The following is an 11,937-nucleotide window of genomic DNA, read 5'->3' on the forward strand; positions in this document are numbered from 1 at the left end:
GGATCGGGATGACCGGGCGCGCGGCCAGGGCGACGTTCGGCGCGGAAAGGGGGGATGGGCGTGCGCGTGACCCACGGGATGCTCGCGTCGCAGTTTCTGGCGAATTACGAGCGGTCGCTCGCGCGGCTCGACCGGCTGCAGGGGCAGCTCGCGACCGGAAAGCGCGTGCTCAAGCCGTCCGAAGATCCGGTGACGGCGGTGATGACGCTCCGGGGGCAGGCGGAGCTTCGGGCGATCGAGCAGTACAGGCGAAACGGCGACACGCTCTTGAGCTGGGTGCGGACGACGGACGCGGCGCTTTTTGAGGCGGAGGACCTCTTCAAGACGCTTCGGGAGAAGATGGTGCAGGGCGCGAGCGACACCCTCGGCGAGCAGTCGATGGCGGCCCTCGCCGCCGAGATCGCCCAGATCAAGGAACAGTTCGGCGCGATCGCCAACACGTCGATCGGCGGGCGCTTCCTGTTCGCCGGGACGAACACCGGAGAGCCGCCGTACGGGCCGGATCCGGCCGATCCGACGAAGATGGTCTTCCGGGAGGCGGCGGGACCGGCGGTCCAGAATCCCGGCGGGAACGACGCCGTGATCGAGGCGACGCTCAAGCCCGGCATCGATCTCCCGATGAACGTCATCGGCAAGACGCTGTTCAACACGCCGGATCGAAACGGCGATACGTTTTTTGCTTTTCTCGATAAAGTCGTCGAGCGCCTGAAGGGCGGCCAGACCGTCGGCGATCTCCTCGGCGCCCTCGACGATCACGAAGATCGCTTTTTGCGCACCCATACGACGCTCGGCGCGGTGGAAAACCGCCTCGAGATGATGATGCGGCGCCTCGAAGGGGAGGCGGCGATCACGGAAGAACTCCTCTCCCGCCAGGCCGACGTCGACATCGCTGAGACGATCACCCGCCTCAACATGCAGGAGAACGTCCACCGGGCGGCGCTCGCCACCGGCGCGCGGGTGCTTTTGCCGACGCTCGTCGACTTTTTGCGCTGATGGGGACGGATGGGCGCCGGGCGGCGGAAGAGACGCGAGAAGAAGACCGGGGAGGAAAGGAGCGGGCGGCCGATGCCCGGGGTACGGCTCATCATCGGCGCGACCCGCGCCGCGATCGCGATCGAACGGCGGCCGGGGAAGCTTCTCATCCGCCAGCCGCCCGCCGACGTCTCGATCCGCCAGGTGCCGGCCAGGATGCGCATCGAGCGCACGCCGCCAAAGCTTTCGATCGACCAGAGCGGGGCCTGGGCGGCCCTCGGCCGGATCGGCGCCCTCGAGGCGGCGCGGCGGGCGGCCGAGGCGGGGCGCGAAGGGGCCCTCGAAGGCATCGCCCGGCGGGCGGAGGAAGGCCGGCGCCTCGCCCGCATCGAGGCGGGGACGGGCGGAGGCCGGGCGATCGCCGACATCGCCCGCGACCGGGCCTTCCCGCCTCCGCCTCCGCCGCCGGGGCTTCGCTTCGAGCCGTCCGCCGGCGCCGTGCGCCTCGCCTACGACCCGGGCGCCCTTCGTATCGCGTGGGAACGGGGCGGCGCCGAGATCGAGATCCGCCCCCGGCGGCCGGAGATCGATTACGTTCCGGGGGAGGTCCGGATCGTGCCGACGGCCGCCCCGCGCCTTCGCTTCGCGGCCGTCGTCGACGACCGGGTGCTTCCGCCGTGGCCGGCGCCGAGCCTGGAGATGCGCCTGTGAAGGGGAAGCGGGAAGCGGCCGGGACGAGGATCCGTAAGCGGTCCGGCAACGGCGGAACGGATGTCGGTCCGCGGGCGGTGAGGCGGCCGGGAGATGACGTCGGGGGGTGGCGTCCGTGGACGACCCCGTGATCACCTTTCGCCGGGGGCTTCCCGGCTTTCAGGCCTATACGCGCTGGCGGCTTTTTGAGGAGGCGCCGCCTTTTTACGTGCTCGAGGCGGCGGAGGCGCCGGCGGTGGCCCTTCCCGTCGCGAATCCGTACGCCTTTTACCCGGACTACGCCTTCGCGCTTCCGGACGACGTGAAAGATCGCCTCGGGCCGTGGGAGGCGCCGGAGGACGCCGTCGTCCTCGCCGTCGTCACCGTGCGCTCGCCAAAGGAAGCGTCGACGATCAACCTCAGGGCGCCGATCGTCGTGAACGTCCGGACGCGCCTCGGCGAACAGGTCGTCCTCGAGGACGTCCCCTACTCGACGCGCATGCCGCTTTTTCCGAAGCGGCCCGAGCCGGCCGAGGGGCGGGGGTGAGGCGGCGTGCTCGTCCTGAAGCGAAAGGTCGGCGAGGCGATCGTCATCGGCGACGCCATCGAGATCGTTGTCCTCGGCGTTGAGGGGGGCGGCGTCCGGCTCGGCATCCGGGCGCCGCGGGAGGTCGGCGTCTTCCGGAAGGAGCTGTACGCGGAGATCGCCTGGGCGAACCGGGCGGCGGCGGCGCCGCGGGACGATCTTCGCCGCCTCCTCGGCGCGCTGGGAGCGGATCGGCCGGCGGGCGATGCGGCGCGGGCCGCTCATCCGGCGGCAGAAGGGGGCGGTCCGGAGGAAGGGCGCTAGGATCGGCCTCAAAAAGCGGACGGTCTGAACCGATCGCCGTTCGCCGAACCGATCGCGTCCGGCGCCGCATCGACCTAAGGCGAGGAGGGATGGCCGTGCGGATGGCCCTGTTCCGGGTGCGGGGGACGGTCCGGCCCGTCGTGTCGCCGTCCGCGTTTTTTGCGGGCCTCGCCCGGGCGGGCATCGACCCGGCGGAGGCGGCGCCCCTTTTGCCGATGGTGCCGCTTGCGGTCGCCGAGTGGGCGATGGCGGCCCTTGCGGAAGGCCGCGCCGAGACGGCGGAGGCGGCCCTCCGGGAGGCCGACCGGCGCTTCGACGTCGGCTGGTCGGCCTGGCCGGAGGCTTCGCCTTCGCGGCCGGAGCGGGCGCCGGCGGCGCCGCCGGATGCGAAAGAAGCGGCGGGCCCGCCGGTCGCCGGCGGCCCAACCGGCGCATCGGCCTCCGGCGATCCGGTGGAGGGATCGGCCGTGGGCGATCCGACGGGTGGATCGGTCTCGGGGGACGCGTCGTTCCCGCCGGCCGCCGGCGATCGGGCTGGCGCGCCCGCCCTGGGGGTCCTGCCGGATGGGCCGGCGTTCGCGGCGGCCCGATCGTGCCTCCTCGAGGCGGTGGCGGGGCGGGTGCTCACCTTCGAGCAGCTCGTCCGGCGGCTTAAAAGGACGGAATGTTCGGATCTTGCTTCCCGGGAGGAAGCGCTGCTTTTCCTCGTGCAGGCGCTCCTCGACGAAGGGGCGCTTCGGCTTGCGGCGGGGATGGGCCTCGAAGTGCGGGACGGCGCGCCCGTCTTCGTCTGCCGCCGCTGCGGCACCGCGTCCCGGACGGTGGAGACGCACCTTTGCGCCGACTGCGGGACGGACGACGTCTTCTGCCCCGCGTGCGCCGCGCTCGGCCCCGTGCGGGGCTGCACCGCCGTCTTCCGGGCGAAAGAGGCGTCCGGGGCGTCGGGGACGGTGGCGCCGGCGGTGCGGTCGGGCCGGGCGCCGGAAGGGCGCCCGGCGGAGCGACCGGAGAAAGAGGCGGCGGAGGCGCCGGAGGCGGGGGAGGCCGCCGATCCGGCCAGAGCGGCCGGCGATCGCGAACGGGACGCGGCCCGGTTCGGGGAAAAGGCCCGGCTGCCGGACGAAGCCGTCGCCGCCGGGACCGGTGGGGAGTCCTGGCGGGCGCGCCTTACGCCCGCGCAGCGGCAGGCGGCGGAGGCCGTCCGCGCCTTCGTCGCCGGCGCATTCACCGAGGAGAGGGACCGCCCGGGCGGCGCTTTGGCGGATTCGGCGCCGATGGTCGCTTCCGAAAATGCGCCTTGCCGCGGGACGGCGGAAGAAGCCTTGCCGCCGACGCTCCTCCTGTGGGCGGTGACCGGCGCGGGAAAGACGGAGATGCTCTTCCCGGCGGTCGAGGCGCTTCTTTCCGCCGGGCGGCGCGTCCTCTGGGCGACGCCCAGGCGCGACGTCGTGCTGGAACTGTGGCCCCGGCTCCGGGCCGCGTTTCCCGGAGCGGTCGTCGCCCTCTACGGCGGGGCCGAGGCGTTCGCCGAGGCGTCGGCGCTCACGCTGTCGACGACGCATCAGGCGCTTCTTTTCGAACGCTTCTTCGATGTCGTCATCGTCGATGAGGCCGACGCTTTTCCGTATACGGCCGAGCCGTTTCTTCCGCGGGCCGTCCGGCGCGCGCTTCGGCCGGGCGGGCGGATCGTGATCGTCACGGCCACGCCGAGCGCGGAAGATCTCGCGGACGTGCAGGCCTCGGGCGGGGCGGTCGTCATCGTGCCGCTCCGCCATCACGGCCGGCCGCTGCCGGAGCCGGAGGTCATCCGTCTCAAGCGGCCGATCTTTCGCGGCGAAGGCGGGGGATCGGCCGTCAGAATGCCGGCTGCCGTCCTCGACTTCATCGGCGAACGGCTCCGGCGCGGGCGGCGGGTGTTCGCCTTCGTGCCGCGCGTCGCCGACGTGCCAGAGGCCGTGGCGGCCCTCGCTTCGGCGCTCAACGCCGCGGGCCGGGCGGACGCGGATGCCGGTCGGGCCGCCGCCGGTTCCGACCCGTCGGGCGCCGCGGGGGCGGCGCCGGACGGGACGCGGGCGGATGGCGTGCGCATCGCCGGGACGCACGCCGGGGACGACGGGCGCGACGCCAAGGTGCGCGCCTTTCGCGAAGGGGCGCTCGACGTCCTCGTCACGACGACGATCCTGGAGCGCGGGGTGACCGTCGCCGGGAGCGACGTCGTCGTCCTGGACGCCGATGCCCGGGTGTTCGACGCGCCGACGCTCATTCAGATCGCCGGGCGCGCCGGGCGGATGGCCGAAGACGAGGCGGGGGCGGTGGCGTTTTTCGCCGCCGAAGAGACGGAGGGGATCCGCCGGGCGGCAGGGCACATCGCGGCGATGAACCGCCTGGCGGAGGCGGCGCCGGCGGCGCAGCAACTTGTCGCCGATGATCCGCGCCTTGCGGCGCTCCTTCCGGCGGGGGGAAAGCGCGGGCGTGCGGCCGCACCGGAGCGGCCTAGGGGCGCCGGAACGGACGCGTCTTTTCTGTCTTCCGAAGCGCCCGCTTCCGAAGCGCCTGCAGCTCCCGACCCGCGGGCGCGCGGGCGGGCGCTTCTCGGGTCGATCGTCCGGGGGATGCGGCCGCCCGAAGCCCTCGCCCGGGTGCGATCGCTTTCGGCGCTTTTTTTCCGGCGATCGGCGGCGTGCCTTCTCTGCGGCGTGCCCTTTGCGGCGGAGGACGACCATCCGCTGGGCGATCTTTTTTGCGGCCGGTGCCGGGAAGACGTCCCCGCGCCGGCGCCGCCCCTTTGCGCCCACTGCGGCCGGTCGCTTCGTGATCCGCGGCTTCGCGACCTCGCCCCCGGTCCGGCGCGCGGGACGTCGGGCGAGGGTCGCGGAACCTTGGGACATCGAGGGGCGCCGCCCGGGCCGACGCTTCCTTCGCCCGGCGCCGGCGACGGGCTCTGCGCCGACTGTCAGAGGTGGCGCGCGGACGCCCGCCTCGGGGGCGCCCTCGCCCTGAACCGGAGCGCGGTGACGCTCACCGCCACGGTGCGCGAGCTGCTTCACCGTTACAAATACGGGCGGGAACTCGGTCTCTTCCGTCCCCTTTCGCGCCTCCTCATCCTCGCCTATATGAATTATTTTGCGCATGACTCTTTTGACGCGGTGACATTCGTGCCGATGTCCCCGGCGCGGGAACGGGCCCGGGGGTTCAACCCGGCGGAGGCGCTGGCGCGGGCCCTGGGCCGGGCGAGCGGCCTTCCGGTGCGGGCGCTTCTCGTGCGGCCCGACGACGGCCGGCGACAGGCGTCGCTCGGCCGGGCGGCGCGCCTCGAGCGGGCGGAGACGCTCTACGCCTCCCGGGACGACGGCCGCCCGCCGGGGACGCGGGTCTTCCTCGTCGACGACGTCTACACGACGGGGAGCACGCTGCACGCCTGCGCGGCGGCCCTCCGCCGGGCGGGATGGGCGGAGGTCGTCGGCCTTACCGTCGTCCGCGCGTAAGCGCGCGGCCTCGGGGATGGGGTCACGGCGAAGGGTCCCGGCCGCGAGCGTCATGATCGTAAAAAACGTCCGCCGAAGGCGGCGCAAAGGGCTAAACGGCTCCGGCGCTCCGTCCGATACATGAGGATGAAGCCGGCGCCGCAGGGCGCCATGCGGCGGCCGGCCCCCGCACGGAGGCGGGAAAACCCATTCAAGGAGGAATGGCGATGCGCATCAATCACAACATCTCGGCGATGAACGCCTACCGGATGCTCACGCTCAACAACTCGAACGTCGCCAAGTCGCTCGAGAAGCTCTCCTCCGGGCTTCGCATCAACCGCGCTGGCGACGACGCCGCAGGGCTCGCCATCTCGGAGAAGATGCGGGGACAGATCCGCGGCCTCGACATGGCGGTGAAAAACGCCCAGGACGGCATCTCCCTCATCCAGACGGCGGAAGGCGCGCTCAACGAGACGCACGCCATCCTGCAGCGCATGCGCGAACTGGCCGTGCAGGCGGCGAACGACACGAATACGGCGGCAGACCGGCTGGCGCTTCAAAAGGAAATCGATCAGCTCAAAAGTGAAATCGACCGCATCGCCAGCACGACGGAGTTCAACACCAAGAAGCTTCTCGACGGGACGGTCGGTATCAGCGCGGTTTTGAAGGATGACAAGATCGGTCTGAAAACGGTTTCGGTCGTCAACGCCGAACTGCCGTCGGATACCTACAAGGTGACCATCGGGACCGCCGCGACGGTGGGAGTAGACATCAAAACGAACACCACCGGGCTTAGCGACACTGATTTTGACTTTACCGCTGCGGCTTCGACAGGCCTGAAACTGGGCGATTACAAGCTGGTCGTCAAAGATGCGGCCACGGCGGGATTCTTTGATTTCTATCTGTATGACAAAAACGGTGTGGAAGTCGCCCGTGCGACCAATGTGGATTTTAACGATGCTGATGGTGACAGTGTTAAGGACAACGCTGTTTTGACGGGTGCAAATGGCGTACAATTGACGATCAAAGCAGGATCCACCGTCCAGGCAGGAGAGATGACGCTTAACATCAACGCGAAGTTTGACGGCGCCGGGGATTTCGCGATTACTAACACCAACGGCGGCAGCATGTATTCGAACGCCGCGGGCTTGAAAATCACGGACAGCTACTTTGAAGCGGGCGGCTTTGCCTTCGATCTTACGATCGATGCTGTTACCACTGCGGATACTTCTGACGTTGTGGTGACAAACAACGCGCTTACGATGCACATCGGCGCCAACACGGGTCAAACGATGAAGATCGACGTCAACAAGATGGATACGACCAGCCTGAGGGTGAAAGATGTTGATGTAACGACGCAGGACGGGGCAGAAACGGCGATCACCACCTTGAACACGGCGATCGAGAAAGTGTCGGCGGAGCGCGCCAAGCTGGGGGCTTTCCAAAACCGTCTCGAGCACACGATCAACAACCTGGGCACCGCTTCGGAAAACCTCTCGGCCGCCGAGTCCCGCATCCGCGATGTCGACATGGCCAAGGAAATGATGGAGTTCACGAAGAACAGCATCCTGACGCAGGCGGCGCAGGCGATGCTCGCGCAGGCGAACCAGGTCCCGCAGGGCGTGCTGCAGCTCTTACGATAAAATGGCGACTAAAATCATCGAGTTCAAAGGGCCTATTTATAGGCCCTTTTTTCCTCAAAAAAGCACTTTCTTGTTGGATGGCCGGAGGTGATCGGAATGTATGGTAACAACGATGTGAGTAAGAACAGAGCATCTTTCAAAAAACAATTAACTGATTTCGCTAGAAAAGATAATGAACATAAGATTTTTCTATTATTACTTGTTGATTTATTAAACCATATTGAAAAAGGCTATTACGGTAGAGAATATTCTCGTTTCATAAAAGATTTATATCGTATATTGAGTGAAAGGGAGCGATATAATAATTTTGGAGAAGTAATGCATGAAGTAAACAAAAAAGAAGAATATAACAATATGAAAGAAATGGTACAAAATCTTCGCAAATATTTTCCCGCTCCTTATTATGAATATAGAGATCTCATCAGGCGGTTTGCGGTTATTGATCAACATGGGATGGGATATCGTACCATCGTTTCAATTCAAAAAGAGGTATTAGAAGAATTGGGTCTTAATCGTTTATTAGAGGAACTAAAAAAATATATTAACCTCACAAGATGACTCCCGTGAATTTTCGCGGCATTCATCGCCTTGAGCAAAGTAAGCGCGCCCTGGAGCTCGAAATTAACCACCCGAAGCGGCAAGGCGGCAAAGAATACCTTTGTCTACCCTGCCTGTCATCCTTGGCACCCTTCACATCCCGCAGTCCACGCGTTATTACTCTAAGAATATAGCGACAGGAAAGGAGAACCTGATTCCGTGAACAATCTCCCTTGATCCCCCCTTCTTTAGCAGGTAAATCATGGCTTTGCATCGAAATATAAGATCAACCTCCTTTCACCTGCGGGGTGATCATGTTGAAAATTCAGTTTGAGTTCTCCGATGACCTCATACTTACCGCACACAGGGGCTCGCCGTCGTCGGTGCACTGTTAGAAGCCTCACGCGTATTCTCCGAACTGAATCGCACACGCCTTCGCGAAAACGAGCATCCCACTTTCTCTCATACCGACGTCGTAAAAAGTTACGTCGGCATGCTCTGCCAAGGAAAAAGCGACTTCGACTACCTGGAAACAGTACGCGACGACGACACATTTCGTCTTTGCTTAAACCTTAACCATGTTCCTTCCAGCCCCACGGTTCGCCAGCGCCTGGACGAGGCGGCCGTGTCTAACCTGGAGAAGTGGAACGATATCCTTATCCGCACAGGACTGGAGCTCATCCAACGCGTCCATGCCCCGCTGACGGGGGTAAAAGTTGGCAATAAGACATACATTCCCCTCGACATTGACGTCTCTCCTTTCGATAACTCCGGGACGAAGAAAGAAGGGGTATCGCGAACATACAAAGGCGTCGATGGGTATGCACCGATCTTTGCTTACCTGGGACAAGAGGGTTACGGTGTCCATGTAGAACTCCGAGAAGGAAGCACCCATGTCCAGAAAGATACCGCTGACTTCCTCGCCGCAAGCATCCTCTATGCGCGCATCGTTACCCAAAAGGATCTTCTCGTCCGCATGGATGCGGGACATGATAGCCTGGAGAACCTTAGGGTGTGTCAGGCGCACAAGGTGGACTACATCATTAAGGTCAATCTCCGCCGTACAAACGAAGAAGAATGGCTCGAATATGCGCAAACATACGGGACCTGCACAGAGCCTCGGGAGGGGAAAAAGGAGTACATTGGCGTTCGCGAGGTAGAAAAACCGGGCTTTTCATCGCCGCTTCGGCAAGTCTTTCACGTCATTCATCGGACGATGGACCGGCATGGGCAAATCTTACTCGTGCCGGATATTGAAGTAAACGTCTACTGGACGAGTCTGGAAGGTGACCCGTGGCGGGTGGTCGAACTGTACCGCGAGCACGCCACCAGCGAACAGTTTCACAGTGAAATCAAGTCGGACCTAGACTTAGAGCGGTTACCGTCCGGGAAATTTCGGACGAATGATCTGGTGTTGCACCTTGGCCTGCTTGCATACAACCTGCTACGCATCATCGGGCAGAAGAGTTTGCGCCTGGGCGGTGCACCGCTTCGCAAACACGTCCACCGGCGGCGCATCAAAAGCGTCATTCAAAACATGATCACCATTGCCGTTCGGGTGGTTCGTCATGCCAGACGGCTTAAATTTGTGTTTGGCAAACACAGCCCATGGGCCGGCGTCGTAAGTCGTCTCTATGCTGCTTTTGTAACGTAGGCGAACGAAAAGAAGAACGATAGGTGCATTCCGTGGAGACAAGATAAAACTATTTTTTAAAGTCCACATTCGATGGGCTTGTTTCAGCATGCCCAAAAAGCATAGGATTTCTTCTTATTGCAGACGAGAGCAGACAAAATCTTAGGTTTAAATGGCCTTGAGAACAATTTTAGCGGCAATCAACAGCATATAGCATGTGTTTTCGTAGTTTGATCACGGAATCAGGTTTCAATTAATGTAGGATGTATGTTTTGTAATTTTTATTTCAGACAGAAGGGTAAACAGGATAATTTTTTTAAACAGGGAGGCGAATTCCGTGCAAAAGACCGCCCTTATTTCCCTCGTGGGAGAGCAACCTATACCCAATCTCTTGCCCATCTTATACTTTAAACCCGAACAAAACTTGTTTGTACACACCAAGCAGACAAAAGAAATAGCTAGGAGGCTACAAGAGAAATTTAAAGGGGACTTAGAAGAGACAGATGCCTACAACATGAAAGATATTGAGAGAACCCTGGAAGATTCCATTTCCCTTTTGATAAAAGAAAATTATCAGGTATGGTGCAACTTGACGGGAGGCACCAAGCCCATGGCTCTGGCTGTTTCCCGTATAGCCATGCGCTATTCTCTTCCCTTTTTCTATCTGCAGAGTGAGGGTTCCAGGAATATTATTTACAAATACTGGGTGAATGCGGGAGAGCTGGAATTGGAGCGGGAAGAAATACCCACTCTGTTAAATCTCGACCTCTATCTATACGCCCACCAGGGGCTCTACGAGGAGAAGGAAACTTCTGAAAACCCTTTTGAAAAGCAGATTTACGAGGTTCTAAGGGAAAATGTAGATGAAATTAAAAGGGAGGTAAGGTTTAAGGCCCACCCTGCTGTGGAAATAGATTTGGTCTTACGTAGAGGAAACTTTGTGGGAATAGCGGAAATCAAAAGCGGGAAGAAAGCTAAGGAAAAGAGGGCCTTAGAACAGCTTATAACCGCGGGTGAAAACCGATTTTTAGGCACTTTTACCAATAAGTTTTTGATACTGGACAGAGAGTACGAGGAAAATAACCGCAAGTTGGCCCAAGCTTTCAAGGTGGAAGTCGTAGAGTTGCCCTCTGCCCAGGAGGGACCACTTTCCGATGCAGATCGCCAGAAACTCATTGAAGCCATCAGGAGAAAACTGAGCAATTAACCGAGAACATGGAGGCGACAAAATGCTTGTTATAAATTTTTCTCATCCTTTGAATAAGGTTCACCTACAAAAAATAGAAGAACTGGCGCAGCAAAAAATAGAACAGGTTATAGAGGTGAACTCCCACATAAACCAACAAAAACCTCTGGTGGAGCAGATTGTGGAGTTGGTGGACAGAGTGGGTCTCACCCCTGAGGAATGGCAGACCTTGCCTTTTATCCTCAATCCCCCGGCCCTCAATATAAGCGCTGTGACCCTTCTGGCAGAGGTCCATGGCAGGTGTGGCTATTTTCCCGCGGTGGTGCGCTTGCGCCCTATGGAAGGTAGCCTGCCGCCCCAGTTCGAAGTGGCGGAGATCATTAACCTCCACCAGGTGAGGGAGGAGGCCAGGAAGAGGAGGGATTGAGGGTTTTTATTAAGTAAAAAGGAAGTTTTAGGCATTTGAGGGAAAGTCGGTTCTTTTCTCGAAGCTGGGCTGTTGCCGCCGCAGGTTTTAATCTAGAAATCTTTGAACGAATAGTAGACACTGCCCGACAGGAGAAGCCTCTCTCGTCTGACAAGCTTCATAAGCCAGAGGTTCAGGAAGATGACCAGGGATTCTGGAGAATATCCCCTGACACCTCTGTGCTCGACGTGTCACCAGATTCTATGATATGAAAAATGAGAAAAATGGAATGAAAAGATATGAATGGATTCCGTAAGAAGCTCATCGAGGTCGCGCTACCATTGACCATGCGCCCATCATACTGACAAATGCTGAAACTATGTTGTATTCTTCTGTCAAAGGAAGGGCGACTCGTGAAACGAACAAAATCCATCCCTGCCTCCATCCAATTCAAAGCGGCTTTGGAACGGATCAAAGGCGAAAAAACGCTCGTCGAACGCTCCCGTGAACACGGCGTTCATCCGAATCCCCTCTTGAAGGGAAAGCTTACTCTCCT

General features: G+C 61.6%; 10 protein-coding genes and 1 pseudogene. 10 read left to right on the forward strand and 1 reads right to left on the reverse strand.

Going from position 1 to position 11,937, the window contains the following annotated elements; all coding sequences use genetic code 11:
• Window positions 1–60 precede the first annotated feature (60 nt).
• The 10 genes and pseudogenes from flgL (at window position 61) to csx15 (ending at window position 11,402) form a co-directional block, all read left to right on the forward strand.
• Complete coding sequence (gene flgL / locus K2M58_RS01150; RefSeq protein ID WP_220677938.1) at window positions 61–993, forward strand: flagellar hook-associated protein FlgL; 933 nt, start codon at window positions 61–63, stop codon at window positions 991–993.
• 72 nt (window positions 994–1,065) lie between these two features.
• Window positions 1,066–1,683 carry a DUF6470 family protein gene (locus K2M58_RS01155; RefSeq protein ID WP_220677939.1) on the forward strand — a complete coding sequence of 206 codons (618 nt, stop codon included), beginning with the start codon at window positions 1,066–1,068 and terminating at the stop codon, window positions 1,681–1,683.
• Between the two features lie 115 nt (window positions 1,684–1,798).
• Complete coding sequence (locus K2M58_RS01160) at window positions 1,799–2,209, forward strand: flagellar assembly protein FliW (protein ID WP_220677940.1); 411 nt, start codon at window positions 1,799–1,801, stop codon at window positions 2,207–2,209.
• Between the two features lie 6 nt (window positions 2,210–2,215).
• Window positions 2,216–2,512, forward strand: a complete 297-nt coding sequence (gene csrA / locus K2M58_RS01165) for a carbon storage regulator CsrA (RefSeq protein WP_220677941.1) — start codon at window positions 2,216–2,218, stop codon at window positions 2,510–2,512.
• Window positions 2,513–2,601: 89 nt separating this feature from the next.
• Window positions 2,602–5,997, forward strand: coding sequence for a helicase-related protein (locus tag K2M58_RS01170; RefSeq protein WP_220677942.1), 3,396 nt, complete (start codon window positions 2,602–2,604; stop codon window positions 5,995–5,997).
• A gap of 206 nt (window positions 5,998–6,203) precedes the next feature.
• On the forward strand, window positions 6,204–7,619 hold the full coding sequence (locus K2M58_RS01175) for a flagellin N-terminal helical domain-containing protein (RefSeq protein WP_220677943.1): 1,416 nt from the start codon (window positions 6,204–6,206) through the stop codon (window positions 7,617–7,619).
• Window positions 7,620–7,706: 87 nt separating this feature from the next.
• The gene (locus K2M58_RS01180; RefSeq protein ID WP_220677944.1) at window positions 7,707–8,177 is read left to right on the forward strand and encodes a hypothetical protein; all 471 of its coding nucleotides are present in this window, start codon (window positions 7,707–7,709) and stop codon (window positions 8,175–8,177) included.
• 346 nt (window positions 8,178–8,523) lie between these two features.
• Window positions 8,524–9,810, forward strand: a pseudogene (locus K2M58_RS01185) (IS1380 family transposase); the annotation flags it as partial.
• A gap of 316 nt (window positions 9,811–10,126) precedes the next feature.
• Window positions 10,127–10,996 carry a PDDEXK family nuclease gene (locus K2M58_RS01190; RefSeq protein WP_220677945.1) on the forward strand — a complete coding sequence of 290 codons (870 nt, stop codon included), beginning with the start codon at window positions 10,127–10,129 and terminating at the stop codon, window positions 10,994–10,996.
• Between the two features lie 22 nt (window positions 10,997–11,018).
• Window positions 11,019–11,402, forward strand: coding sequence for a CRISPR-associated protein Csx15 (gene csx15, locus K2M58_RS01195; protein WP_220677946.1), 384 nt, complete (start codon window positions 11,019–11,021; stop codon window positions 11,400–11,402).
• A 374-nt stretch (window positions 11,403–11,776) separates the two neighbouring features.
• Here csx15 and K2M58_RS12785 read toward each other — a convergent pair whose 3' ends face one another.
• On the reverse strand, window positions 11,777–11,902 hold the full coding sequence (locus K2M58_RS12785; protein WP_289628258.1) for a hypothetical protein: 126 nt from the start codon (window positions 11,900–11,902) through the stop codon (window positions 11,777–11,779).
• Between the last annotated feature and the right edge of the window lie 35 nt (window positions 11,903–11,937).

The organism is Hydrogenibacillus sp. N12, assembly GCF_019645935.1.
GTDB lineage: Bacteria > Bacillota > Bacilli > Thermicanales > DSM-22653 > Hydrogenibacillus > Hydrogenibacillus schlegelii.

Excerpts from the sequence above, each read along its gene's own strand:
- K2M58_RS12785 (WP_289628258.1), bottom strand. The coding sequence starts at position 11,902 with ATGAACGCCGTGTTCACGGGAGCGTTCGACGAGCGTTTTTTCGCCTTT.
- K2M58_RS01175 (WP_220677943.1), top strand. The coding sequence starts at position 6,204 with ATGCGCATCAATCACAACATCTCGGCGATGAACGCCTACCGGATGCTC.
- K2M58_RS01155 (WP_220677939.1), top strand. The coding sequence starts at position 1,066 with ATGCCCGGGGTACGGCTCATCATCGGCGCGACCCGCGCCGCGATCGCG.
- csx15 (WP_220677946.1), top strand. The coding sequence starts at position 11,019 with ATGCTTGTTATAAATTTTTCTCATCCTTTGAATAAGGTTCACCTACAA.
- K2M58_RS01170 (WP_220677942.1), top strand. The coding sequence starts at position 2,602 with ATGGCCGTGCGGATGGCCCTGTTCCGGGTGCGGGGGACGGTCCGGCCC.